Annotated in this window: 23 protein-coding genes and 1 tRNA gene; 12 read left to right on the top strand and 12 right to left on the bottom strand. The window is 71.6% G+C overall.

What is annotated here, in order from left to right:
• Positions 1–43 precede the first annotated feature (43 nt).
• The 3 genes from rlmB (at position 44) to AC0T5L_RS03170 (ending at position 3,076) form a co-directional block, all read left to right on the top strand.
• Positions 44–1,009 (top strand): 23S rRNA (guanosine(2251)-2'-O)-methyltransferase RlmB, encoded by a 966-nt coding sequence (gene rlmB, locus AC0T5L_RS03180; protein ID WP_476163811.1) that lies wholly within the window; start codon positions 44–46, stop codon positions 1,007–1,009.
• A 618-nt stretch (positions 1,010–1,627) separates the two neighbouring features.
• On the top strand, positions 1,628–2,575 hold the full coding sequence (locus tag AC0T5L_RS03175) for an MSMEG_6728 family protein (protein WP_476163810.1): 948 nt from the start codon (positions 1,628–1,630) through the stop codon (positions 2,573–2,575).
• 201 nt (positions 2,576–2,776) lie between these two features.
• Complete coding sequence (locus AC0T5L_RS03170; protein ID WP_476164089.1) at positions 2,777–3,076, top strand: DUF8129 domain-containing protein; 300 nt, start codon at positions 2,777–2,779, stop codon at positions 3,074–3,076.
• A gap of 266 nt (positions 3,077–3,342) precedes the next feature.
• Here AC0T5L_RS03170 and fdhA read toward each other — a convergent pair whose 3' ends face one another.
• Positions 3,343–4,563, bottom strand: coding sequence for a formaldehyde dehydrogenase, glutathione-independent (gene fdhA / locus AC0T5L_RS03165; RefSeq protein WP_476163809.1), 1,221 nt, complete (start codon positions 4,561–4,563; stop codon positions 3,343–3,345).
• A 231-nt stretch (positions 4,564–4,794) separates the two neighbouring features.
• Here fdhA and AC0T5L_RS03160 point away from each other — a divergent pair.
• The 5 genes from AC0T5L_RS03160 (at position 4,795) to AC0T5L_RS03140 (ending at position 9,617) form a co-directional block, all read left to right on the top strand.
• Positions 4,795–4,867: transfer RNA gene (locus AC0T5L_RS03160), tRNA-Thr, on the top strand.
• Positions 4,868–5,560: 693 nt separating this feature from the next.
• Positions 5,561–7,681 (top strand): choline BCCT transporter BetT, encoded by a 2,121-nt coding sequence (betT, locus tag AC0T5L_RS03155; RefSeq protein WP_476163808.1) that lies wholly within the window; start codon positions 5,561–5,563, stop codon positions 7,679–7,681.
• Positions 7,682–7,823: 142 nt separating this feature from the next.
• On the top strand, positions 7,824–8,246 hold the full coding sequence (locus tag AC0T5L_RS03150; RefSeq protein WP_476163807.1) for a DUF6153 family protein: 423 nt from the start codon (positions 7,824–7,826) through the stop codon (positions 8,244–8,246).
• 119 nt (positions 8,247–8,365) lie between these two features.
• The gene (locus tag AC0T5L_RS03145; protein ID WP_476163806.1) at positions 8,366–8,971 is read left to right on the top strand and encodes a DUF305 domain-containing protein; all 606 of its coding nucleotides are present in this window, start codon (positions 8,366–8,368) and stop codon (positions 8,969–8,971) included.
• 241 nt (positions 8,972–9,212) lie between these two features.
• Positions 9,213–9,617, top strand: a complete 405-nt coding sequence (locus AC0T5L_RS03140) for a four-helix bundle copper-binding protein (protein WP_476163805.1) — start codon at positions 9,213–9,215, stop codon at positions 9,615–9,617.
• 142 nt (positions 9,618–9,759) lie between these two features.
• On the opposite strand, the gene AC0T5L_RS03135 is transcribed toward AC0T5L_RS03140, so the two are convergent.
• Positions 9,760–10,626, bottom strand: a complete 867-nt coding sequence (locus tag AC0T5L_RS03135; protein WP_476163804.1) for an LLM class F420-dependent oxidoreductase — start codon at positions 10,624–10,626, stop codon at positions 9,760–9,762.
• Positions 10,627–11,123: 497 nt separating this feature from the next.
• Between AC0T5L_RS03135 and AC0T5L_RS03130 the strand changes: the two genes are divergently transcribed.
• Together AC0T5L_RS03130 and AC0T5L_RS03125 are read left to right on the top strand one after the other, a co-directional pair.
• Complete coding sequence (locus AC0T5L_RS03130) at positions 11,124–11,675, top strand: GNAT family N-acetyltransferase (protein ID WP_476163803.1); 552 nt, start codon at positions 11,124–11,126, stop codon at positions 11,673–11,675.
• A gap of 42 nt (positions 11,676–11,717) precedes the next feature.
• The gene (locus tag AC0T5L_RS03125) at positions 11,718–12,209 is read left to right on the top strand and encodes an FBP domain-containing protein (RefSeq protein ID WP_476163802.1); all 492 of its coding nucleotides are present in this window, start codon (positions 11,718–11,720) and stop codon (positions 12,207–12,209) included.
• 61 nt (positions 12,210–12,270) lie between these two features.
• Here AC0T5L_RS03125 and AC0T5L_RS03120 read toward each other — a convergent pair whose 3' ends face one another.
• Positions 12,271–12,465, bottom strand: coding sequence for a DUF1918 domain-containing protein (locus AC0T5L_RS03120; RefSeq protein ID WP_476163801.1), 195 nt, complete (start codon positions 12,463–12,465; stop codon positions 12,271–12,273).
• Positions 12,466–12,672: 207 nt separating this feature from the next.
• Between AC0T5L_RS03120 and AC0T5L_RS03115 the strand changes: the two genes are divergently transcribed.
• Positions 12,673–13,701, top strand: coding sequence for an ATP-binding cassette domain-containing protein (locus tag AC0T5L_RS03115; RefSeq protein ID WP_476163800.1), 1,029 nt, complete (start codon positions 12,673–12,675; stop codon positions 13,699–13,701).
• A 92-nt stretch (positions 13,702–13,793) separates the two neighbouring features.
• Complete coding sequence (locus AC0T5L_RS03110) at positions 13,794–14,678, top strand: ABC transporter permease (RefSeq protein WP_476163799.1); 885 nt, start codon at positions 13,794–13,796, stop codon at positions 14,676–14,678.
• Between the two features lie 174 nt (positions 14,679–14,852).
• On the opposite strand, the gene AC0T5L_RS03105 is transcribed toward AC0T5L_RS03110, so the two are convergent.
• From AC0T5L_RS03105 to AC0T5L_RS03065, 9 genes are all read right to left on the bottom strand, one after another.
• Positions 14,853–15,644, bottom strand: a complete 792-nt coding sequence (locus AC0T5L_RS03105; protein WP_476163798.1) for an ABC transporter permease — start codon at positions 15,642–15,644, stop codon at positions 14,853–14,855.
• Positions 15,641–16,606, bottom strand: coding sequence for an ATP-binding cassette domain-containing protein (locus AC0T5L_RS03100; RefSeq protein ID WP_476163797.1), 966 nt, complete (start codon positions 16,604–16,606; stop codon positions 15,641–15,643). The genes AC0T5L_RS03105 and AC0T5L_RS03100 overlap by 4 nt, the downstream gene beginning before the upstream one ends.
• Before the next feature lie 21 nt (positions 16,607–16,627).
• On the bottom strand, positions 16,628–17,425 hold the full coding sequence (locus tag AC0T5L_RS03095) for a DUF4097 family beta strand repeat-containing protein (protein ID WP_476163796.1): 798 nt from the start codon (positions 17,423–17,425) through the stop codon (positions 16,628–16,630).
• Between the two features lie 80 nt (positions 17,426–17,505).
• Positions 17,506–18,051 carry a histidine kinase gene (locus AC0T5L_RS03090; RefSeq protein WP_476163795.1) on the bottom strand — a complete coding sequence of 182 codons (546 nt, stop codon included), beginning with the start codon at positions 18,049–18,051 and terminating at the stop codon, positions 17,506–17,508.
• Between the two features lie 229 nt (positions 18,052–18,280).
• The gene (locus AC0T5L_RS03085; RefSeq protein WP_476163794.1) at positions 18,281–19,609 is read right to left on the bottom strand and encodes an alpha/beta hydrolase family protein; all 1,329 of its coding nucleotides are present in this window, start codon (positions 19,607–19,609) and stop codon (positions 18,281–18,283) included.
• Between the two features lie 171 nt (positions 19,610–19,780).
• A complete protein-coding gene (locus AC0T5L_RS03080; protein WP_476164088.1) occupies positions 19,781–20,434 on the bottom strand; it encodes a response regulator in 654 nt (217 codons plus the stop codon).
• Positions 20,435–20,509: 75 nt separating this feature from the next.
• Entirely contained in the window at positions 20,510–22,117 is a 1,608-nt protein-coding gene (locus tag AC0T5L_RS03075; RefSeq protein ID WP_476163793.1) for a sensor histidine kinase, read from the bottom strand.
• Positions 22,118–22,173: 56 nt separating this feature from the next.
• The gene (locus tag AC0T5L_RS03070; protein ID WP_476163792.1) at positions 22,174–22,977 is read right to left on the bottom strand and encodes a hypothetical protein; all 804 of its coding nucleotides are present in this window, start codon (positions 22,975–22,977) and stop codon (positions 22,174–22,176) included.
• A gap of 114 nt (positions 22,978–23,091) precedes the next feature.
• Positions 23,092–24,717: a nucleotidyl transferase AbiEii/AbiGii toxin family protein gene (locus AC0T5L_RS03065; protein WP_476163791.1), complete on the bottom strand. Its 1,626-nt coding sequence runs from the start codon at positions 24,715–24,717 to the stop codon at positions 23,092–23,094.
• Between the last annotated feature and the right edge of the window lie 31 nt (positions 24,718–24,748).

The following is a 24,748-nucleotide window of genomic DNA, read 5'->3' as shown; positions in this document are numbered from 1 at the left end:
CGCGCCTCCGGCATGTTCGCGATACGTACGAGAGGCGGCGACCATGCCGGCGAAGAAGAACAAGAAGGGTCCGACCAAGGGCAGCGGCGGCAAGGGCCGCCGTTCGCTGGAAGGCAAGAGCGGTACCCTCCCCGCCGACCAGCGGCACTGGTACGAGGGCAAGCAGCGGGCCAAGGCCGCCCGGCGCGCCAAGTCCTCCGACGGCCAGCCGCACGGCGCGAAGGGGACCGAGCGCCGCCGTCAGGACAGCTCCGACCTGCTGGTCGGACGCAACCCGGTGGTGGAGGCGCTACGTGCGGGAATGCCCTCCACCCGCCTGTTCCTGGCCAACAGCCTCGACCCCGACGACCGGATCAACGAAGCCGCCCTGCTCGCCGGTGAGCGCGGCGTGGACGTGGTCGAGGTCTCCCGCGCCGAGCTCGACCGCCGTTGCGAGAGCAACGGGCAGCCCGGCGCCGCCCACCAGGGGATCGTGCTCCAGGTGCGGCCCTACCAGTACTGGGCCCCCGAGGGCCTGCTGGACAGCGCGCTGGAGTCCGACACCCCGCCGCTGATCGTCGCTCTGGACGGGGTCACCGACCCGCACAACCTGGGCGCCATCGCGCGCTCGGCCGCCGCGTTCGGCGCGCACGGCATCATCGTCCCCGAGCGCCGCTCGGCCGGGGTCAACATGACCGTGTGGAAGACCTCCGCCGGCACCCTGGCGCGGCTGCCCGTGGCCCAGGCCACCAACCTGACCCGGGCGCTGGAGACCTTCAAGAAGGCGGGCCTGTTCGTCGTCGGCCTCGACGCCAAGGGCGACACCCGGCTCCCGAACCTGGAGCTGGCCACCAACCCGCTGGTGGTCGTGGTGGGTGCGGAGGGCAAGGGCCTGTCCCGCCTGGTGCGCGAGACCTGCGACGCGGTCGCGAGCATCCCGATCGGCAACGCGGAGTCGCTGAACGCCTCCGTGGCCGCCGGGGTGTCCCTCTACGAGGTGGCCCGCCGCCGCGCCGAGGACAACGGCTAGCCGTACTGACCGCGAAGGTTCGCCGGACCGCTCCTGCCCGGCGTTGACCTTGTACTTATAGCGCGGCTCGACGGCCCAACCTCGCCATAAGTACAAGATCAACGGGCGTGGAACCTCCTGCTCCACGCCCGCGACGTCTACGGCCGGCCCACCAGGCCCCCTGCTGGCCGATCAGCGCCGCCGCACAGGCTCGGCGGGTGGTAGGCCGCCGGCCTTCGTTCGGGTGGCCTGTCGGGGCCGCAACACGGTGGAGCGATGCGTCAACCCGCTCAAGCAGAACCGGGCGGTCGCGACCCGCTGTGACAAGCGGGCTGCGATCTTCGACGGGACCGTGCTGGTGGCCTCGATCCGAACCTGGCTCCGCGATCCCACCAGTTCGAACAGTGCCCAGCGCCGCACGTGTGGCACGTGGCCACCATCGCAGGCTTCTCGGCGCGCTGTTCCGCTGACCCTGGCGTCCGTGACGAGGCCAGAGCACGCGAAGCCGCTCACGACGTCCCGGGGGTGGAGCGGGTGGTCGGCGGCGGACCCGGTGGAGGGGTAACACCTGCGGAGGACGGGTAGCGGACCGCACGACAGGCCTGACCGGTGAGGACGCCGCGGGACGGACGGGGGACGATGCAGACCTTCCTGCCCCACCCCGCGTTCGCCGAGTGCGCGCGGGCACTGGACGACCGCAGGCTGGGCAAGCAGCGGGTGGAGGCCATGCAGGTGCTGCGGGCCCTGGTGTGGCCCGCGTACGGGTGGAAGCGCCACCCCGCCGTGGCGATGTGGCGCGGCTTCGTGCCCGCGCTGGTGGGTTACGGGGTGGCGATGTGTCGTGAGTGGCGCCGCCGCGGGTACGCCGACTCGGTGCTGCCCTCGCTGCTGGTCTTCACCGGGGGCCGCGTCCCCGAGGAGGAGGAGCTGTGGGAGCGCGACCTGCTCCCGCCATGGCTGGGGGACGGGGCACTGCACGTCTCGCACCGCTCGGCCCTGGTGTACAAGGACCCGGCCCACTACGGGCCCCTGTTCCCCGGAACGCCCGGCGGCCTGCCCTACGTCTGGCCCCGTCCGGTCTTCCCCCGGTGGCCGCTGCGGCGCGGCACCGCCGAGGCGATGCCGCTCGGGGAGGCCGTGAAGCTGTTGGAGGCTGACGCGTTGCCGGACGAGCAGGCGGCCGCCCTGGAACGGCTGGTCGGCGGCCGCAGCGCGTCGCTGCGGATCACCGGGCCGGGCGACACCGTGCCCGGGCTGCTCGCCGGACTGTGCACGCCCGGCGAGACGCTGTGGCTGGTGCCCGGGTGTCCGCCGCCCAGACCGCAGGGCTGCGCCGATCCGGGCCCCTCGGAGGCGGTCGGGCGGACCAGCCGGTCGACCGCACGGCGGCCCGGGCCCGAGGACGAGGCGGCGATGCGCGAGGAAGCCGGCGAGCCGGAGTTCCGGTTCCGCAGGATCGCCCTGGGGAACGAGACGGAGGTGCCCGTGCCGTCCTCGGCTGAGCTGGTCGTCCTCGACGGCGCCGAACTGCCCGAGCCGCGCTCGGCCCCGCTGGTACTGCGCCTGCTGCCCGCTGACAACGGCTAGCCGTACTGACCGCCGCGCCTGAGAGTGCTTCCGCGGGGCCCGTTCCTACGGTCCCGTTTCGTCGCGCCCGGGCCGTCGCCCGCCACACGGGCCTTGGCACAGGACATGGCCGGGCCGCCGTCCCCTGTTTCCTCGGCCGGCCCCACGGGTATCTGTGCGTCTACGTTCGTACCCTTCGGAGAAGAGACGCAGGTGAGCGACATGTCGGCGGACACCCCTCCCCTTCCCGAGTACGAGGACCTGTCGGTCCAGGACCTGCGGGAACGCATTCGCTCCCTGTCAGCGGAAGAGGTGCGCAAGCTGATCGCCTACGAGGAGAGCCACGCCGACCGCATGGAGATGCTGGAGTTCCTCAAGGACCACCTGAACAGGCTTGAGGGGGAGGACCTCGACGCCGCCGGGCCCGAGGGCGGCTCGGACGCCGAGGCCGCCACCCGCGCGGACGCGGTACCCCAGAGCGCGGAGCGTCCGCCGCCCGACCGCCGGCCGGACCAGCCCTGACCCTCCGTGCGCTCCGGGAAGCCTCATGGGCACCTGTGCCAGGGACGCGGCATGGGCTGTGGCGCGGCGGCCCGGCCCCAACGGGGGACACACGGCCAAAGGAGCCCCGTGCGTGGCACGCGGCGGCGCCGGCCGTGGCGGGCTCCCGGGACGTGCGGTGCGTGCGGACACCCGATCGGGTCCTCGCCCCCATCACCGCACGTGCCCGGTGAGCCCTCGTTCCGCCGTCCGCCTCTCCACCGCCCGCCTCTCCGCCGGGCGGATCGTCAGTGCGTGCCGAGGTACCCGTTCGGGTCGAGCACGTACTTGCTGGCCGCGCCCTTGTCGAAGGACTGGTAGCCCTCCGGGGCGTCCTCCAGCGGGATGGCCACGGCGTTGACGGCCTTGGCGATCCGTACGCGGTCGGTCATGATCGCCGCCATCAGTTCCCGGTGGTACTTCATGACCGGGCACTGGCCGGTGAAGAAGGCGTGTGACTTGGACCAGCCCAGTCCGAACCGGATGGACAGGGAGCCCTCCCTGGCCGCCTCCTCGGAGGCGCCGGGATCACCGGTCACGTACAGGCCGGGGATACCGATCGACCCTCCGGCCCTGGTCAGGTTCATCGCGGTGTTCAGGACGCTCGCGGGCGCCTCCTCCGTGGCCTCCTCCCCGGTTCCGTGCGCCTCGAAGCCGACGGCGTCCACCGCGCTGTCCACCACGGGGAGGCCGAGGATCTGCTCGATCTGCTCGCCGGGGTCGCCCTCGGTGATGTTGATCGTCTCGCATCCGAAGCTGCGGGCCTGGGCCAGGCGCTCCTCCTGCAAGTCACCGACGATCACCACCGCCGCGCCGAGCAGCTGGGCCGACGCGGCCGCGGCCAGCCCGACGGGCCCGGCACCCGCGACGTAGACGCTCGACCCCACACTCACGCCCGCGGTGACGCAGCCGTGGTAGCCGGTCGGGAAGATGTCCGAGAGCATCGTCAGGTCGAGGATCTTCTCCATCGCCCGGTCCCGGTCGGGGAACTTCAGTACGTTCCAGTCGGCGTAGGGCACCAGCGCGTACTGGGCCTGGCCGCCGACCCAGCCGCCCATGTCGACGTAGCCGTAGGCCGATCCGGGGCGGTCGGGGTTGACGTTGAGGCAGATCTCGGTCCGCCGCGCCTTGCAGTTGCGGCACCGGCCGCAGGAGATGTTGAACGGCACCGAGACCAGATCGCCGACCTCGACGAACTCGACGTCGGGCCCCGTCTCGACCACCTCCCCGGTGATCTCATGGCCCAGGACCATCCCCTCCGGCGCGGTGGTGCGCCCCCGCACCATGTGCTGATCGCTTCCGCAGATGTTGGTGGCGACGACCTTCAGGATCACCCCGTGCGGCACCTTGCGCCCCACGTTCGCGGGGTTGACCCCGGGGCCGTCCTTGAGCTCGAACTCCGGGTAGGCGATGTCCTGGACCTCGACCCTGCCCGCTCCCTGGTACACCACGCCCCTGTTGCCTGTCATGGTCCTACCACCTCTCCGCCCCCTGACGGGAGCACGTTCCCTTCTCGTTTCCGGACGGGACAGCCGGTAATCGGACACCGTGCGCCATCTCGTGCTTCTTTGCCGGATCGGGGAGGGAACGCGGGCGGGGACGGGCCCCGCGGCGGCTCGGAGGTATCCGAGTAGGCCTGGCGGCCTATGAACCGGTACCATTTCCCAGGGACGTCGCCGAGGCCAAGGCCGTGGCGGCCCGCCAGCGTAGCTCAATCGGCAGAGCAATCGCCTTGTAAGCGATAGGTCAGGGGTTCGATTCCCCTCGCTGGCTCTTACCTTCTTGACCTGGGGCAGCTCCAGGCGGAGCCACTGTCGCTGGCAGCCTCAGCACCTGGAGGGCAATCGCCCGTGGACACCGTGCGTGTACGCCGGGGACCGCGCGATCCGGCCGCCGGCCCCGTGAGCACCCACGTTGACCCCTTCGCCCTGACGCCGCACGCCGCCGGCCTCATCGATCGCGCCGCGGCCACGCACGGCGAAGCGGTCCGATGAACGAGCTCTTGACACGGCCGTGAACCAGCGGCCCCCGTGGTGCTGCTCACCGATGCCGCTCCTCGCCCGGTGATCCGCCCGGCGGCACACCGTCATACGCGGATTACCGCACCGGAGCCGAACAGGCATGGATCATAGGTGCGTGGACTGTTCGGAGTTGCACTTCCCGCTGGTCGTGGAGGACCACGACGGCTTCCCGGCCAAGGCCGGGCGCGGCTGTCCGGCCACCGCCGGACCGGTGCGCGAAAGCCGACGCGAGGTCCACGGCGGATTCGACGTCGACGCGAACGCACGATGTCGGCGGGCCGGGGGCGGCCGACGCGTCCGTGGATCCCCGTCCCGTCAACGAGGACACCCGTGCCCTGGTGCCGGCGTTCGCCGGAAGGCCCGCCGACCCCGCCCTCGGTAACGCTTCGTTGCCGCCAGACGCAGGGAACCACTACCGGCATCGTACGGATGAGAGGTGAGATCGGTGTCCACCAACGGAGAGCAGGACAGCGCGGCGGAACCAGGGACTCAGGCGCCCGCGGCCGACAGCGGGAAGAGCCGGATCAAGCCCGTGGTCTTCGTCGGTTCGTCCGTGCTGATCCTCGCGATCTCGATCTGGGCGATCATCACGCCGACGGGCGCCGAGGAGACCATCGGAACGCTCGTCGCGTGGATCTCCCGGGGGTTCGGCTGGTACTACTTCCTCGTCGCCACCCTGTACCTGGCGTTCGTGGTGTTCGTCGCCGTGTCCCGGTACGGCAAGGTCAAGCTCGGACCACAGCACTCCACACCGGACTACGGGGTGTTCGCGTGGGCCTCCATGCTGTTCGCCGCGGGTATCGGCATCGACCTGATGTTCTTCTCCGTCTCCGGTCCGGTCAGCCACTACCTCGCGCCGCCCGAGGGCGACCCGCAGACCGTCGAGGCGGCCCGGCAGGCCGTGGTGTGGACACTGTTCCACTACGGCGTCACCGGGTGGGCGATGTACGCGCTGATGGGTATGGCGCTGGGCTACTTCGCGTTCCGCTACCACCTTCCGCTGGCCATCCGATCGGCCCTGTACCCGCTCATCGGCAAGCGCATCCACGGCCGGATCGGTGACGCGGTCGACCTCGCGGCCATCATCGGCACCATCTTCGGCATCTCCGTGTCGCTCGGCATCGGCGTCGTGCAGCTCAACTACGGGCTGTTCTTCCTCTTCGGGATCCCCGAGGGGATCGGGGCGCAGATCGGGCTGGTCCTCGTCGCCGTGCTCATAGCCACGGTGTCCGCCGTGGCGGGTGTCGACCGGGGAATCAGGCGGCTCTCCCAGCTCAACGTCCTGCTCGCCATCCTCCTGATGCTGTACGTGCTGATCGCCGAGAACCCCGCCCAGCTGCTCAACGCACTCATCCTCAACATCGGTGACTACGTCAGCCGCTTCCCCTCGATGACGCTGAACACCTTCGCCTACGACCAGCCGACCGAGTGGCTCAACGCCTGGACGCTGTTCTTCTGGGCCTGGTGGATCGCCTGGGCGCCCTTCGTCGGACTGTTCCTCGCCAGGATCTCGCGGGGCCGCACCATCCGGCAGTTCGTCACGGCGACGCTGGTGGTCCCGCTGCTGTACACGCTGACGTTCCTGTCGATCTTCGGCAACAGCGCGCTGGGCGTCGTGCGACGGGGCAATACCGAGTTCGGCGAGACCGCCATGAACGTGCCCGAGCAGGGTTTCTACACGCTGCTCATGCAGTATCCGGGGGTGCTGTTCAGCGCCGGGCTGGCGACCTTCGTCGGGTTGCTGCTCTACGTCACCTCCGCGGACTCCGGTGCGCTGGTGATGGGTAACCTCAGCTCCCACCTGCCGACGCCGACCACCGACGCCTCCCCGTGGGTGCGTATCTTCTGGGCCTCGGCGACCGGCCTGCTCACCCTCGCCATGCTCATCGTCGGAGGCGTGGACGCGCTGACCAACGCGACCATCATCATGGGCCTGCCGTTCTCGTTCGTGATGCTGTTGATCGTCTGGGGCCTCTACAAGGCGCTACGGGTCGAACGGCTCCGGGAGGACGCGTTCAAGACCACCCTGTCGTCGTCGCTGTCGGACCGGACCACGGTCGATCGCCGGGGCACGGGCAGGAACTGGCGGCAGCGGCTCACGAGGGCGGTGAGTTTCCCCGGCAGGCGTGCGGCCAGCAGGTTCGTCCAGGAGGTGTGCCGTCCCGCGTTCCAGGAGGTCGCGGAGGAGCTGCGCAACCAGGGCGTGGAGGCGACGGTCACCGAGGGGGTCGACAAGGACGCCGGGATCGCGCACCTGGACCTGAAGGTGCCGATGGGCGAGGAGGAGGAGTTCAGCTATCGCGTGTGGCCGATCGAGATGCCCACGCCGTCGTTCGCCATGCGGACGCTCACCGAACACGACACCTACGTGCGCTTCGAGGTCTACCTCACCGAGGGCAGCCAGGGCTACGATGTGATGGGCTTCACCAAGGAACAGCTCATCGGCAACATCCTCGACGAGTACGAGCGCCACCTGGAGTTCCTGCGGCTGCACCGGGAGGCGTCCGCCCGCTCGGCGCTGCCCGACCACGGCCCCGGGACGGCCGATGTCCAACCGGGCGAGTAGGGGCGCTGACACGTAGGCCGGGGACGGCCTCGCCCCGGTGACCGCGTCCGTGCACGGATCGGTGACATGGCGGCGAGGCCACCACTCCTCATCGTGTCGAACCGGTCACCGTACGCTCACATTGAGGGCTACGCTGGGTTCCATGAGCATGGTGGTGACACATGAGCGCGCGGCGCGCCCCGGACCGGCCTGGGCACGGTTCCTGCTGTTCGTGTCACTGCTGTTCGGTGTCGCGACCATGCACACCCTGGGTCATCCGTCCGAGAGCCCGGACCAGCCCGCCATCGCCGTCTCGGTCGCCGCGCACGTCGATCCGGAATCCGTGGGGCGGACCGCCCCGGACCAGATCGCGCACACGGACACGCGCTCCCCGGCCATGGACGCTACCTCGATGTGCCTGGCGATCGGCGGGATGGCGGCCGCGCTGATCGGCCTGGCCGCGGTGGTGTTCGTTCCCTGGCCCGGCCCGCTGCTTCGGCCACCGTCGTCGATACGGCGGCTGGTGGCACGTGTCGTCCCGACAGGGCCTCCTTCCCTGGCGGGATTACAGGTCATGAGGGTTTAGAAGCCCTCCCCGGGCGTCTCCGCGGGCCCATGCGTTCCGATGCCCGGTCCCGTGCCCTGTCTTCACCACGCCGCGGCGTCGCCGCCCTGCGCGGACAACTTTGACGAGAAGGACCGAGAATGACCACTGACACCCGTACGCGCGCGTTCCTGCTGGCCCCGGCCGCCCTGGCCTCCGCGCTGTTCCTGGCCTCCTGCGGCGGGGCCGCCGAGGAAACCTCCGAGTCCGCGGTCTCGCAGCAGGGCGAAGCCGAGTTCAACGACGCTGACGTCGCGTTCGCCCAGATGATGATCCCGCACCACGAGCAGGCCGTGGAGATGTCGCAGCTGGCCCGGAGCCGGTCTGGCGAGGAGGTCAGGGAGCTCGCTGCCGGGATCGAGGCCGCGCAGGGACCCGAGATCGAACTGCTCGACGGGATGCTGGCCGATTGGGACGCCGGCCCCGCGGGTGGGGCGAACCACGACGGCATGGCCGGGATGATGACAGAGGAGCAGATGGTGGAACTGGGGCAGGTCGAGGGCGACGCCTTCGACACGATGTTCCTGGAGATGATGATCGACCACCACGAGGGCGCGGTCGAGATGGCCCGTGACCAGCTGGAGAACGGTGCCGCCCCGGATGCCCTCGAACTCGCCCAGGAGATCATCGACGCCCAGGAGGCGGAGATCGAGCAGATGGACGGGATGCTCGGTGACGGCTCCGGCTCCGAGGAGGACGGGGAGTAGGGCCACGGCGGTGGCCGGACACCGTCCGGCCACCGGGCCGACCGCTCCACGTGCGGAAGCTCCGACCGTCCGGGTGCGGTGACGGGGCCCGGAGGCCCATCACGGGTTCGGTTCGGCCGGAGCCGCTCCGGCCGCACCGGACCCCCGGCGTTTACCGCGGCCTCCGGTGGTTAGTGGCATGCGGACCGGCGCTCCCCGGTGCCGGTCGCAGTCCTGGACGTTTCGACGCGGAGGAGGAGCCATGAGCGTGGCCGGCCAGATGCTGGAGACCTATCCCGAGAGCCTGGGAGGGGTCGACCGGGAGAAGCTGCGCGCCTGTATCGAGGCGTGCTTCGAGTGCGCCCAGTCGTGTACCGCGTGCGCGGACGCCTGTCTGAGCGAGGACGCGGTCGCCGACCTCGTCAAGTGCGTGCGCACCAACCTCGACTGCGCGGACCAGTGCGACACGACCGGACGGGTGCTCTCGCGCCACACGGGCTACGACGCCAACATGACCCGGGCGGTCCTGGAGGCCTGTGAGCAGACCTGCAAGACCTGTGCCGACGAGTGCGATGCGCACGCCTCCATGCACGAGCACTGCCGTGTGTGCGCGGAGGCGTGCCGACGCTGCGAGCGCGCTTGCCGCGAGCTGATCGATTCCCTGTGACCTGGGGCCCCGGTCCCGGAACGGTTTCGGACCCGGGGCCGTGGTGCCGGCGGGTGTGCCCGGCAGCGATGATCTTGCCTCTACCGGCACTGTCGGCGGTCGAGAGTGCCAGTAAGGGCGAGATCATCCGGTGAAGGCGGCCCTAGGCGTCGGCGATCTCGGGCAGGACGGAGGCGAGCAGTTCGACCGCCTTACGGGGGTCGGAGAACCCCTGGCCGAACACGTAGGCGACCGTGAACCCGGTCCGGTTCATCTCCAGGAGCCGCCGGACCAGCTCGTCACGCGTGCTGTCGGGGGTGAAGGAGAAGGTCGTGGTCTTCTCGATGCGGTCGTAGTCGCGCCCCAGAGCCTCGCAGTGGCCTCTGAGTACGTCGAGCTTGTGCTCCGCCCCGGGTCCGCCGAAGACGTTGCACGCGTCCGCGTACTGGGCGACCATCCGCAGGGTCTTCCTCTCGCCGCTGCCGCCGACCATCAGGTACGGGTGCGGTTCGGACAGGTTCCGCGGGGAGTTGAGGGTGCGGTCCAGTGTGTAGTGCCTGCCCTGGTAGGCGCCCTCGTCGTCGTCCCACATCCGAAGGCAGATCTGGATCGTCTCCTCCAACCGCTCGAACCGCTCGGCGGTGGGCGGGAACGGGATACCCAGGCCGTGCGCCTCGTCCGCGTACCAGGCAGCTCCCACGCCCAGCCCGGCGCGGCCCCCGGACAGAGCGTCGAGCGTGCTGATCTGCTTGGCCAGCACCCCCGGCTCGCGGTACACGGCTCCCGTGACCAGGGTGTGCAGGAGGATCCGGTCGGTGTGCGCTGCCAGGAACCCCAGGGTGGTGTAGGCCTCCAGCATGGCGTTCTCCTGGGCGCCGGTGTCGTCGCCCATCTGCCAGAAGTGGTCCATCACCGTGAGCCGCGAGATTCCCGCCGCCTCGGCCTGGCGGGCGGTGTCGGCGAGAGTCGGGCCGATGGCGGGCGTCCCGCCGTCCCAGGTGAAGTCAGCGACGTGCAGACCGAGTTCCATGTGTCCTCCTCGACGTGGGTCCGAGGCCCCGGAATCGGGCCCCGGTTCACTCCTACCCCTTCGGGGCCGGACCCGGTCACCGCCAGGGCCGGGCGCTCCGCTTCGAGGCGGCCATCCGCCTCGGGGGGCGTGCGGGAGGCGGGTGCCCCGGCGGGATGGGCGGGCCGAGGCACCCGGGTCTGGAACGGGCCGGTGGGGGGTCGGCCAACCCCACGGGGTCCACACGAACGCGGCCACCGGGCCCGAGGGGAGCGTGTGCGGTGGTGATTCGCCGCCGTCACCGACGAATGAAAACACACTTAACGCCTGTTTGGTAGATACCTTCTCCGCTTTCTTGGCCAGGCACTCGGCGGGCGGGAGGGGAAACCGCAGTACACCGGGGGTATGGGCTTTCGAGGTGGTCCGGACCTAGACTCCCCGTGTGAGAGCGAAGGGGGCGGCCGCCTCGCCCGGGAGTACTTCCGGGAGGGCCACGACGGACCGCGGGAGCCTGTGACATGCCCCGCTTCCCCCGTGTCCCCGGCCGGTCCGGAGCCCCGAGCCCGTCCGGCACACGTGTCACGGAGAGGCTGGTCCTGACGCCCATCGGGCCCGAGCACGCCGACGACTTGTGGCGCCTGCACCGGGACCCCGGAATCGCGCGGTGGTTCGGCGGCACATGGACCTGCGGAGAGGCATGGGAGAGCGCCCTGTACATGGAGCGCGCCTGGGCGACCGAGGGTGTGCACAAGTGGATCGCCCACGACCGGGAGTCGGGCGAACTGGTGGGGCGCGGCGGCCTGTCCTACGCGGAGGTGGACGGCGCACGACGCCTGGAGATCGGCTGGGCGGTCCGCGAACGGTTCTGGGGGCTCGGCTACGCCAGCGAGATCGGGCGCGCGGGACTGACGCTGGCCTTCGACGGTTTCGGCGCGGAGGAGGTGGCCTCCTTCACCGAGGTCCACAACCTCCGTTCCCGTGCGGTCATGGAACGGCTCGGCTTCCGCTACGCGCGCGAGATCCTCCACGGGGGAGGGCCCTTCGCGCTCTACCTGCTCCGACGCGTGTAAATCCGTTGCCTGGAACGATCCGCTCGGTCTAGCGTCCATCCAATGAAACCTGTGACGGAGAAGGACATCAGGGCGTCCTTCGTGAACTGCTCGAAGGGGGAGGCCAAGCGGCTCTCCCCGCCGCGTGACCTGGACCGGGTCCCGTGGGAGGACCTGGACTTCCTCGGCTGGCGGGACCACACCGCGCACGAACGCGCCTACATGGTCGTCGAGCGCGGCGACGGGCTCATGGGTGTGGCGTTCCGGCTGCCGACAGTGCGCACCGGGCTGCGCCGGAGCGTGTGCTCGGTGTGCCTGACCACCCATCGCGGTCAGGGCGTGACCCTGATGAGGGCGCCCAAGGCGGGAAAGCCCGGGCGTGAGGGCAACACCGTGGGACTGCGCATGTGCGCGGACTTCGCGTGCTCGCTGTACATCCGGGGGAAGAAGGACCCGGGTCACGGCGGACGGTTCGAGGAGGACCTCACCGTGGACGAGCAGATCGAGCGGGCGTGGGCCAACCTCGCCGGTTTCCTGGACCGGCTGTCGGCCTGACGCACGGGCGGCGGCGTGCACGTGTCCGCCGCCGCCCCGCTTCGGAGCCCGTCCGGCTCCGTCAGTCCACCGGGTGCCGGGATTCCACCACCGTGTGCGGACCGGGGTAGATGATCCGCTCCTCGCCGTCGGGGAACCGCACCACGTACGGCGGGCCGTTGTCGGCGCCGCGTATCTCCACGATCTCCCCGGTGTACTTGCCATCGGTGCTGGCGACCCCGTGAGTGTGTACGTAGTCGCCGATGGACGCCCGCATGGTTTCCCCCATTCCGGCCGGTCGGGTCGCATCCGGCCACGAACGGCACCTACCCCGGGCGTCGGCTCGGCGAAACAGTGCCGGTCATGGGCCCGGCGCCGGCGGGATAGGCACAAGTGCCTAGTCGGCTTCCCACGAACCACGGATGTGGGAAGGGGGCTCCGATTCCTAGCGTGGTGCACCTATGGGCGTCAGAAAGGGGACACCATGCTCACGGTGCGCGAACTGACCAAACGCTATGGGGACAGAACGGCGGTGGACGGGCTGACCTTCACCGTCGAACCCGGACGGGTGACCGGCTTCCTGGGACCGAACGGCGCGGGAAAGTCGACGACCATGCGGTTGATGCTGGGCCTGGCCCGGCCCACGTCGGGTGAGGCGCTGGTCAACGGCCGTGAGTACGGACGGTTGGCGCGGCCCACGCGGGAGGTCGGCGCCCTGCTGTCACCGGACGCCGCACACCCGGGCCGCAGCGCCCGCGCCCACCTGACCGCGAAGGCCGTGGGCGGGGGCATCCCGAGGAGCCGGGTGGAGGAGGTGCTGGAGGAGGCCGGACTGACCGAGGTCGCACGTCAGCGGGTGGGCGGGTACTCGCTGGGCATGCGGCAGCGGCTGGGCGTCGCGGACGCGCTGCTGGGGGACCCCGGGGTGCTGGTCTTCGACGAACCGGTGAACGGGCTCGACCTCGACGGTGTGCGGTGGATGCGGGACCTGACACGGCGGCTGGCCGGCGAGGGCCGCACCGTGTTCGTCTCCAGCCATCTCATGAGCGAGATGGAGATGGTCGCCGACCACCTGGTCGTGGTGGGCAGGGGACGCATGATCACGGACGCGCCGATCGGTGAGGTGATCGCGGCCTGGTCGCGCACGCACGTGTTGGTGCACAGCCCGGACCCCGGAGGGCTTCGGAAGCGGCTGGAGCGGCTGGGGCCGCCGGTGCGTGTCGAGGACGTGGCGGACGACGCCGCTACCGGCGGCGGGGAGGGGGCCCGGTCGGGGAGCGCGGTCCGCGACCCCGGCCTGAGGGTGTTCGGGCTGGGAGCGGCGGAGGTCGGCGACCACGCGCACGCGGTGGGCGCCCGGGTCCACGGGCTCCGTCTGGAGGAGGCCTCGCTGGAGCAGGCCTACCTGGAACTCACCGGGGAGGCCGTCGAGTTCGGTGCCCGTTCGGGACAAGGTGAGGCGGCGCGTGCGGCTGGTGGTCCGGCGGACGCGGAAGGGCCGGTCTCCCGATGAGGGCCTTCGGCGGTCCGGCGGACGAGGTCGGAAACGGTGGGAAGTACGGGCAGGACGGTATGGGCGGGGCGAACGTGTCGGATGTGATGAGTATGTCTGGTGCCTCGAAGGTAGGCGGGCGCGAGGAGGCGTCCGCGCGCCCGGCTGGCGGCGGTCGCGGGACCGGAGGGGCCAAGGCGGCGGATCGTTCACGACGCCCCTGGCCGGGCCTGGCCCGGGAGGCCGCCGCCGAGTGGGTGCGGCAGTCGTCGCTACGGTCCACCTGGTGGTCCGTCGCCGCGGCCCTGGCGGGCATGGCCGTGTTCGCCGCGCTCATGGGCTACACGGAGTGGACCCGGATCGTGGAGAACCCCGACGAGGCGAGCAGCAGCTCGTTCATGCGGCTCACCTCGGAGGGGCACTTCTACCTCGTGCAGTTCGCGGTGCTGGTCATGGCCTCGCTCGCCTCGACCGGGGAGTTCTCCAACCGCGGCATCACCAGCACGCTGCTGTGGCGGCCGGACCGGGGAACGGTGCTGGCGGCGCGCACGCTGGTGACCGCCGGGCTGGCCTTCGCGGTGGGCGTGCTGGCGACGCTGGTGGGGGTGGCGGTGCTGGCCGGGTTCGTCGGCCGGTACACGGCCGTCGACGTTCCCGGTGTCCTGGTGACGGCACTGAGCGCGGGTGTGTGCATGGCCCTGTTCGCGGTGCTGTTCGTCGGCCTCGGCACGGCTCTGCGAAGCATGCCGGGCACGTTCACCGTGGGGTTCCTGCTTCTTCTGGGACTGCCGATGGTCATGCAGCTCTCCGGGGTGCAGGCCATCAACGACTTCGCGGCGCTGATGCCGGGATTCGCGGGGATCGAGTTCTACGCGGGCGGTGACGTGGGCTTCTACACGGCACCGCACGACGGGCCCGTGAACATCGTCGCGGTGGCGGGCTGGGCCCTGGCCGCGCAGATCGTGGCCCACACCGAGCTGCGCGTCCGCGACGTGTAGGGAGTGTTCTCCGCGCCGTTCCGGTTCGGCCCACCCCGCGGGACGGGTGTGTACGGTGCTGATCGGCCGGCCCGTACTCCCCCAGGAGCGGGAGGCGGCCGGGCCCTCCACCGGCTCCCCGGCCACTGACCGCTCGCGGCCACTGGCCGGGGAACCGGCCTCCGACAACGGTCTCTAGGCCGCCGGGTCGCGGTTGTACAGCTTCCTGGCCCACAGGTAGGAGACCAGGGCGATGCCCGCGCACCAGGCGACCGCGGCGACCCCGCTGCCGCCGGCCCCGGTCCCCGTCAGCAGCCCGCGCAGAGCGTCGATGACGGGCGTGAACGGCTGGTACTCGGCGAACCAGCGCAGGCCGGTCGGCAGCGTCTCGGTCGGTACGAAGCCGCTGCCAAGGAAGGGCAGGAAGACCAGGGGCATGGGCAGGTTGCTCGCGGACTCGACGGTCTTGGCGACCAGGCCCAGCGCCACCGAAAGCCACGTGAGGGCGAACGAGACCATCGCCAGCAGGCCGACGGCCGCGAGCCACTCCGCCGGGCCCGCGCTGGGCCGGAATCCGATGAGCAGCGCCACCGCGGTGACCAGGCCCGCGCTCAGCATCGCCTGGACCAGACTCCCGACGACGTGCCCGGTCAGGACCGACATCCGGGCGATGTCCATGGTGCGGAACCGGGCGACGATGCCCTCGGTCATGTCCATGGCCACCGAGATGGCCGTCCCCTGTGCCGCGCTCGCCACCGCGATCAGGATGATCCTGGGCGCGATGTAGTCGAGGTAGCCGGCGCGGCTGGCCGCGGCGCCGTCCGTTCCGGGGCCCATGGCGCCCCCGAAGACGTACACGAACAGAAGGAGGAAGAAGATCGGCATCCCGGCCAGGAGCAGCGTCATGGACGGGTAGCGCAGCATGTGCCGCAACTGGCGGGCCACCATCGTGGCCGAGTCGCCGGCGGCGTGGGTGAGGGCGGTCATCGGTTCGCCTTCCGTGCGTTGTCGTCGGCGTTCCGGTGGCCCGTGAGCGCGAGGAAGACGTCGTCGAGGGCCGGGGTCCGCACCGACAGCTCCTCGGGGGTGATCGACGCGGTGTCGAGGCGGTCCAGGAGGTCGCGCAACGAGGCGACCCCTCCTCCGCCGGGCACCCTGAGCGCCAGCGCGTCGGCGTCGGCCTCGCCGCCCAGGGCCCGGGCAGCCGACTCCAGTGCGTCGGCCCCGGCGAAGCGCAGGCGGACGTGGCCGCCGGGGACGCGGCGCTTGAGTTCGGCGGCGGTGCCCTCGGCCACGATCGCGCCGTGGTCCAGGACCGCGATCCGGTCGGCGAGCTGGTCGGCCTCCTCCAGGTACTGCGTGGTGAGGAAGACGGTGACGCCGTCGGCCACGAGGTCGCGGATGATCTGCCACATGTCCCGGCGGCTGCGCGGGTCCAGGCCGGTGGTCGGTTCGTCGAGGAAGATCAGCCTGGGCTTGCCCACCAGGGTCATCGCCAGGTCGAGCCGGCGGCGCATGCCACCGGAGTAGGTGGCGGCGGGCTTCCTCGCCGCGTCGACGAGGCCGAAGCGCTCCAGCAGCCCGGTGGTGCGGTGGCGGGCGCGGGCCCGGCCCAGGCGGTGCAGCTTCGCCATGAGCATCAGGTTCTCGCGCCCGGTGAGCAGGCCGTCCACCGCCGAGTACTGCCCGGTGACGCCGATCGCGGCGCGTACCGCGTCGGACTCCGTCGCCACGTCGTGTCCCAGGACCCGGGCCCGGCCGCCGTCGGCGCCGATCAGTGTGGACAGGATCTTCACGATGGTGGTCTTGCCGGCCCCGTTGGGTCCCAGCAGCGAGAAGACGGTTCCCGCGGGGATCTCCAGGTCGACGCCGTCCAGCACGGCGTGGTCGCCGTAGGACTTGCGCAGTTCCGTGGCCGTGACGGCCACGCGGGGTGTGTGCTGTGTCATGCCTGCCTCGTTTCTCTGTGGTCAGGACCGGTGGACCAGGACGTCGCCCCAGACACTGCGGGCGCGGACCTCGACGGTCTGCTCGGCGGAGCCGGGGCCGTCCGCGGCCTCCAGGGAGCTGCGCACGACCCCCTTCTTGGAGACCGCGTCCAGCCAGGCGGCGGTGCCCTCGCGGACACCGATCTCCAGTTCGCCGTAGGAGGTCTCCACGTCGACGCTGCCGCCGACCACCTGGCCGAGCCGGATGCCGCCGTAGCTGGTGCGCGCCGTGACGGAGGACAGGGACCGCCCGACGGTGATCTCGCTGTGCGCGGAGTTCGCCCGGAGTTCCCCGGCCACCTCGCCGAGGGTGATGGCGCCGGTGGTGGTCTTGACCACGGCGGGGCCGTCGATCTCCTCCGCCCGGACCCAGCCGGTGGACGTGGTGAGCTTGGCGCCGCCCGCGATGCGCTCCACCGTGATGTTGCCGGTGGAGGTGGCGATCTCGGACGCGCCCAGGGCGCCCGTGCAGCGGATACCGCCGTAGTCGCCCCTGGCGTGGACGCGCGAGCCCGCGGGCAGTTCGACGGTGATGTCGACCACGGCCCTGCGCCCGATCATTCGGCCCAGGACCGAGGGCTGGGGTTCGCGTACTTCGAGGCGGCCGCCGATGCAGGAGACCTCGACCTGCTCGGCGGCCCGCACGTCGCCCTCCTTCTCGGCGTCGTGTGGGCGGACCTCGACGGTGGTCTCGGTACGGTCGCCGGCGTTGACCTGGACGGTTCCGGCCACCAGGCTGATGTCGGCGGTGATCGGTTCGGGGGTGTCGAAAACTGGCATGGCTGTCTCCCTGGCGTGGCGCTGGTGATCGTCTCCGCTGGTGGGAGACGTGGTGGTGGAGGTTCGGGCGTCGGGCCCGGTCAGCGGACCCAGCCGGTGTAGCCGCGGCCGACCTGGCGCGCCCGGGTGCCGGGCCGGCGCCTGCCGCTGTCGAGCGACGCGGCCACCGCGCGCACCAGCCAGGCGTTGACCGACAGCCCCTCACCGCGGGCCGCCTCCTCGACGCGCGGCTTGAGGCGGTCGGGCATGCGGAGGGTGATCCGCGACGTTCCCCCGTCCTCGGACTCGGCCCGGAGCTGCTCCGCGAGGTCCCGACCGTCCTCTCCGGCGTCACCCTGGTGAACCTGCGACATCGGGAGGCCACCCTCGTCGGCATCCTCGAACTCGGGCGACGTCACGATGAAGTCAGTCTGACGTCCGCGCAGCCGAACCTCGACCGATCCGGGAGCGAGGTCCCGCGTGATCTCGTCCACGGCGGCGGACAGGGCATCCAGCAGGGTCAAACGCGCAGCGGGCTCCAAGGCGGCACTGAGGCGCTCGGCGATGACGCGGGTGTCCTCATTCCCGGCTTCGGCGGCCACCAGGAGTTGGCGGCGGAGTTCGTCGACATACGGCATCAGATCCATGACGTCATACTGACGTCATAAGTGATGTCATGTCAAGCACCCACCGTCCGAGTTCGACGTCACCCCCCCCGCGCGGGCCCCGGACGGCCTCCAGGGCCCGCTCGCGTGCTGGTCGGTGACGGCCGTCGGTCCGAGGACGCGGCACACGCCCCCCGCGGTTCTGGCGGCCCGCCCGGTCCGCTCGGTTCCGCTGGACGGCGGGTCCCGGGAGAGTCCTCCGGGAACCGCGTCACCAGTCGTGGCCGACGAACTCCATCTCGGGGAGGCCGGTGGAGGGGCCGTCCAGGATCGGGGCTTCCTCCCCGCGCAGGTGTGCGTCGAAGAAGGCCGTGATGTGGGCGCGCTGGGCACGGACGGCCCCCTCGGGGCCGACGGTGCCGACCGCCTCGGAGACCAGGTCCTCCCAGGCGCGGCCGTCCGGGTGGTGGTACTCCTCGATGGCGGGCAGGATCCACTGGTGGTCGGTGTAGCTCATGTGCTCGCCGTCGGCCATGTACAGCTCCAGGACGGGCGCGGACGAGGCCTCCACGAACATCCGGTAACCCGTGTTGTACCCGCTGTGGTGCGGCGCCCGCGCGATGCCGGACAGCCCCGCGGTCAGGAGCGCGAAGGGGCGGTCGGCGCCCCGCAGGTTGGCCTCGGACCAGATCTCGTTGCCCACGTGGTAGCCGATACTGCCGTCCAGGTCCATGCCGGCGTCCACACGTTCGTCATCGAGCATCACCTCGGCCGCGGTGAGTCCTCCGGCGGAGTGGCCGAACATGCCCACGGCCTCCATGTCCAGCGCCCCGCCCAGCCCGGCGGGCAGCTCCCGGCCGCTCGCGTCGGGGCCGCCGCCCCCGGCCAGCCCGGCCAGGCCGTCCAGGACCAGCCGGACATCCGCGCGTCGGACCGCGATGGCCTCCCGGTAGGTCTCGGTCTCGGTGTCGGGAGCGTTCGTGCGCAGCACCCGGCCGTCGGGCATGTCCACGGCCAACGTCTCGTACGGGTGGTCCATGGCCGCCACCACGTACCCGTGGGAGACGAGTTCCTCGATGTTGGAGGTGTTGAGGAACCGGGACTCCCGGAACCCGGGCGAGTAGAGGACCACGGGGAAAGGGCCGGCGTCGGAGACGGCCGCGTCCTGGAACGCGTTGGCGCGGGAGGCGGCGAAGTCGACGCTGTCGCGGTGGAGCCCGCCCTGCTCCAGCTCGCTCTTCAAGACATCGGCGACGGACGGTGCGATGTAGGGCGCGCGCTCGGGCCCGGTGCCGCCCCCGTCGCCGTCCGTGGTGCCCGCGTCGCCGTCACCCTCCCCGGCCGGATACCAGACGCTGACCATGACGTCCCGTACGGTGGCCTCCTCCACCCACGGATGGCCCCGGTCGGGGTCGACGAGGTGTAGTTCGGTCCGGCCGACGGTGTGCGGGCCGGTGGGCTCGGGCGGTGCGAGGACCAGGCTCCCGGAATCGGTGACGGCGGTGACGGCGGCGGGAAGCGAGAACGTCGCGGCGAGGACGAGCGCGGCCGACCCGTAGGCGAGCGCGCGTCTCCTCCGGACGGAGTTGGTGGCGATCATGCTCTGATCCTCGGTCGCCGGGCCCCGCGCGCACATCTCCTGGACGGCAGCGACCGGGTAGGCACAAAGGGGTAGACGGGCGAAGGGGGCGGACGGACGGGCCGTGCGTGGTCCGCCCGGGGCCACTGGCGAAGCCCTCCGCCGACGGCGCTCCCGAGAGCCGGGCGGTATCTAGACCAGCCCGGCCTCGTAGGCGAGGATGGCGGCCTGGACCCGGTTGCGCACGTCGAGCCGGGTGAGGATCGATCCCACGTGTACCTTGACCGTGCCCGGGGCGATCGCCAGGCGGCGGGAGATCTCGTCGTTCGGGCAGCCCTCACCGATCAGCGCCAGCACCTCGCGTTCGCGCTCCGTGAGCTGTCCGACCCGCTCCCGGGCCGCCGTCGCCCGGGTCAGCCGGCCCCCGGAGGCGTCCAGTTCGTCGATCACCCGGCGAGCCACCTCCGGCGACAGGTAAGCTCCGCCGTCCGCGACCGCGCGGAGCCCGTCCACCAGCTGCCGGGGGTCGCCGCTCTTGAGCACGAAACCGCTGGCACCGCCGGAGAGGGCCCGCGTGATGTAGGCGTCCTCGGAGAAGGTGGTGAGGATGACGACCGCCGTCCCCGGGTACTCCGCGGTGACGGCCTCCGTCGCGGCCAGGCCGTCCGTGCCGGGCATCTGCACGTCCAACAGGGCGATGTCGGGCCGGTGCTCGGCCACCAGGGCCACGGCGGCGGCGCCGTCCTCGGCCTCTCCCACCACCTCGATGCCGGGCACCGCGGACAGGATCGCGCGGATACCGGCGCGCATCATCGCCTCGTCGTCGGCGAGGACGACACTCAGCACTCCGTCACCGTCTGTCGCGTCCACGCCGACACCCTACTCGGTGCCCGGCACCCGGTATCCGGCCCCGGCCCCCGGCTAATCGAAGCGCTGGATCCTGTCCTTGTCCACCAGGGTCCCGTCCGCGAAGCACAGCCGGTACACCGGAGGCAGTCCGTTCTCCTGCCGGACCAGGTAGAAGGAGCACTCCGCGCCGGGCGGCTCCGGCGGCCGGTTCGACACCGACTGCTCGGGATAGTCGAAACGGGGCAGTACCCGCTCCACCTGCTCCTGATCCTCTCCCACGGACAGCTGCTCGTAGCGCTCGGGCGGCAGGACGGTGTTGGCGCCGGTCCACGTCAGTATTCCGAAGCCGACCGCCACCATGCCCAGGCCCAGGGCCACCGGAACGGCGACGGCGGCGACCAGCCGGCGCCGCGCACGGGTCCGGGCCTCGCCGTGGGCACGCAGGGTCTCCGACCCCCCGGCCTCCTCCCGTCCCCCGCCGTGGGCACCGGAGTCGGGAACGGACGCCCGGACGGTGAACCCCGAGCCGTCCGAGGAAGCGGCCGAGAAGTCGCCGCCGAGCTCCTCCACCAGGGAACGCAGCCCGGCCAGGCCGGAACCCTCCGCCCTGCGCGGGGGCAGGACCTCGCCCCGGGCGGAACCGGTGTCACTGACCGACACCCGGGTCCGGTCGGCCCCGCGGACCACCCGTACGGTCACCTCGGCCCCCGGCGCGTACTTGGCGGCGTTGGTCAGCGCCTCCTGGACCACCCGGTGCACGGCGGCGCCGCCAGGGGCCGCCGGGTCCGGATCGGGGCCCTCCCGCAGCAGCCGCACCGGCATCCCGGAGTCCGCGGCGCGTTGGACCAGGGTGGCCACCGGCTCGGGTGCCGGGTCGTCGCCGCCTTCGCGCAGGACCCCGATGATCTCCCGCAACCGCAGGTTGGCCTCGTGCGCGGCCGTGCGCAGCTCACCGGCCGCGCCCCGCTGCTCGGAGCCGTCCCCGGCGGTCATCTCCAGGGCGGCGGCACGGACCGCGATCAGCGCGAGGTCGTGCCCGAGGGAGTCGTGCATCCGGGTCGCGATCCGGGCCCGTTCACGCAGGCGGACGCGGTCGGCCTCAGCGGTGCGCGTCCGCTCCATGCGTTCGGCGATCTCCCAGCCGCCCCGCGACATGCGCTGGTGAAGCCGCTGGTAGCGGCCGAACAGCCACGGAGTGAGCGTGGTCAGGGCGATGGCGAGGGCGCCGCCCAGCCAGTCCACGGAACCGGAGAGGAAGGTGCGGGTGTCGTAGCCGAGCACGAGCCCCGACAGCAGGTACATGGCGAGGGTGAGAGCGCACGCCGCGACCACCATCGCGGCCATGGGGCGCACCCGTTCGGAGCGCAGCCCCGCCAGGAGCGACAGAACCGCCACGGCCAGCCAGGGGGAGAGCGCGAGGGACTGCGTCAACAGCAGGGCGGAGGCCGCCATCTGCAGGGTCGCGCCGGCGAGCGCGACGCCCACGGCGGTGAGCGGGAGGAAGCGGGACAGCGCGGCCGACACGCCCAGGGCGAGGAGGAGCACGCACGTTTCGAGGAACGGAGGCCTGTCTCGGGCGCTGAGCAGATCGACCACGATGAGCAGGCCCAGGAGCACCCACAGGGCGGTTTCGGCGGCCGGGCGGGCCCACCGGCGCAGTCCTTCCCGTGTCTGCCGCATCCCCACAGGTTAGTTCTGCGTGGTCGCGGCCCGGTCCCGGTGCGCCCGTGCCGGACTCACCAGCTGATCAGTTTCGGCCTGGGAGCCGGGCCGGACGCGGTCGCGTTGGTCCGCATGTGGGGGATCCGTCCACGCAGTACGCGGACGCCCAGTGGTACGAACACGACGCATCCCGCGGTACCGAGCAGGATGCTGAGGATGTCGCTCTCCTTCAGCACGCCGCCCCAGAGCCACACGAACGCGGCCAGCAGCAGACCGCGGGCGAGGCCGAGGGTGGTGGACCGGTACGCACCGAGCGCCAGCAGCACCCCTCCGACGATCGACCCGGCCGACGCGGTGACCGGAACGCGCCAAGGCCCGTAGGACAGGTCCTCGTAGGCGTCCATGACGACCGCCGTCCCCTCCTCCAGGCCCAGAGCGTCGACCAGCTCGAAGGCGGTCGTCTCCACGCCCAGGGCGTACAGGCGCGCCAGCAGGGAGAAGGCGAACAGGGTGCATCCCCAGAAGGCGAGTCGGGGCGATCTGCGCGCCACGATCTGGGCGAACGCGAACACCGCGGGGACCAGGAGGACGGTCCCCGCGGCGAAGAGCGCGTAGCCCGCCGTGGTCAGCGCCGGGTGCTGCGCGTACACGGCCAGCTGCGAGGGCGCCGCGAAGACCTGCTGGTCCGACTGCTGCTCGGGGGTGAGTTCGGTAGCCCGCAGGGCGAGGTGGCGCACGACCAGACCCGACAGGAACACGATCGGACCGATGACCAGGGTCGACCCACCGATCGTCCGCCCCGGGACCCAGACGTCGTCGTGCACGGTGGTCGCTGACCACCAGCGTGTGAGCCTGGTTCCGTGCTCAGTTCCGGCCATGGCCCGAAAGTTTAGGGCACGCCCCGGCCCTCGGGGAGGCGTGCGGCGGGACGTCGGCGGCGGACCGTGGCGCGGGTGCGTCCACGGCGCCGGTTCTCCGCGCGGCCCACCGGATCATCCCCGCCGGAAGACGGGCGCCATCGCGGCCTCGAAGCGGTCGACCCACTCATCCGGTCCGCCCTCCACCCACGGGCAGTCGCGGACGAAGTGCTCCCACTCGTCGAACCGGAAGGCGCCCGCGCGACTCCCCTCCTCCCGGATGCGGCGCTCGTCCACGGTCTCGGCCCGCTCGCCCATCTCGGGGCTCAGCACGGTGACCAGCAGGTCGCGGGACGGACGTGCGTTCTCGGCGAGCAGGACGGCGTCGTAGAGGTCCTTGCCCTGCGGGTACCCGTCCGTGTACAGCCACAGAACCTTCCACGCCAGGGACAGTTCGGGGCCGGCCGCCAGTACCTCCGCCCCGGCGACAGTGACCGCCACCGGAGGCTCGGGGAGGGGTTCGTTGAACACCACGTCGATCTGCACGGTGCCCGGGGGCAGGCCCTCGGCGTGCCACGGGACGACCAGGCGGCGCCCCGGCACCCGCTCGTAGGTCCAGATGCTCTCCAGGCGCACGCCCCCGGCGTCGAAGGAGAGCCCGTCCGCGGCCGCGCCCGTGACCGCGTCGACGAGGTCCGCGAACATCCGGTTCGCGGGATCGCCGAACGGGGCGGTCTCGGCGGGAACCACCACGAAGTCCAGGTCTCGGGGGCGCCGGGCGGCCTTGCCCACCCACACGGGCATGAGCATGCTGCCGCGCAGCACCAGGCTCTCGCGCCACGGTGTCCCCGCGACCGCGCGCAGGGCCAGTTCCATCGCCCGCTGGTTGGCGTCCCACCAGCGGGAGCCCAGCCCGGGGTCGGTGAACACGGGCTCGCCCGCCCGGTAGGCGTCGTCCAGGTGCTTGAGTGCGGGGTCGAACACCTTCCCCTGGGTGGCCTCCAGTCCGGCGGTGTTGGGCAGGTAGGTGTCGGGGTGCCGCTGCCGGTCGCTGCCGGGATCGTAGGGGGACGGCGGGATCTCCCCCTCCTCCCGGACCGGCGCCGCGTCCATCCAGCCGGCGTCCACCGACAGGGCGGTGTCGTGGACGACGAACTCGCGTTCCACCGACAGGACCCGGGGCTGGGGGCCGGCCTGCCTCTCGAACGCCACGCCGGACACCTCCAGAGCCCGGAACAGGTGGCCCTCGAAGCGGCCGGCTTCCCGGCGGCCCACGCGTGAGCACCTCTGGGTGACGAACCGTTCCTGGAAACCGTCGTCGCGGACCCTGCGCGCGTTGCGGGACAGCCGTGCGCGGTGCGGTTCCACGAGGGCGGAGAGCGCCGCCAGGTCGGCCTCCGGGGGCAGCAGAAGCTTGACGTGCGTCTCGAAGTAGCACGACTCCGGCAGCCGCTCAGCCTCCTCACGGTCCTGGGGGACCCCGGCGGCCCCACGGGGCACCTCGACCTTGGTGCGGGTGACCGCGAACCCGGCTTCGGCCAGGCGCGTCGTCCACCGCCGCGCCACGTCCAGCTCCGCACTCAGCGTGCTCCCGCCGGAGCGGTAGGTGACCATCGGCTGTGACGGGGACTCGCCCCGGTCCAGCTCGATGTGGGTGAGTTTGAGTCCGTGATCGCGGGCCCACTCCGCCGCCTCCGCCACGTGCTCGGGGGAGGAGGCCTCCAGGGTCAGGTGGGTCTCGAAGTCGCCGGCGAACTCCATGGGGGTCTTCTTCCGCCTCGGGGGTGGTGCG

It is taken from the genome of Nocardiopsis sp. TRM 82005 (genome assembly GCF_056312425.1).
The sequence above is the reverse complement of the archived record's forward strand: the minus strand, read 5'-3'. Positions and strand labels throughout refer to the sequence as shown.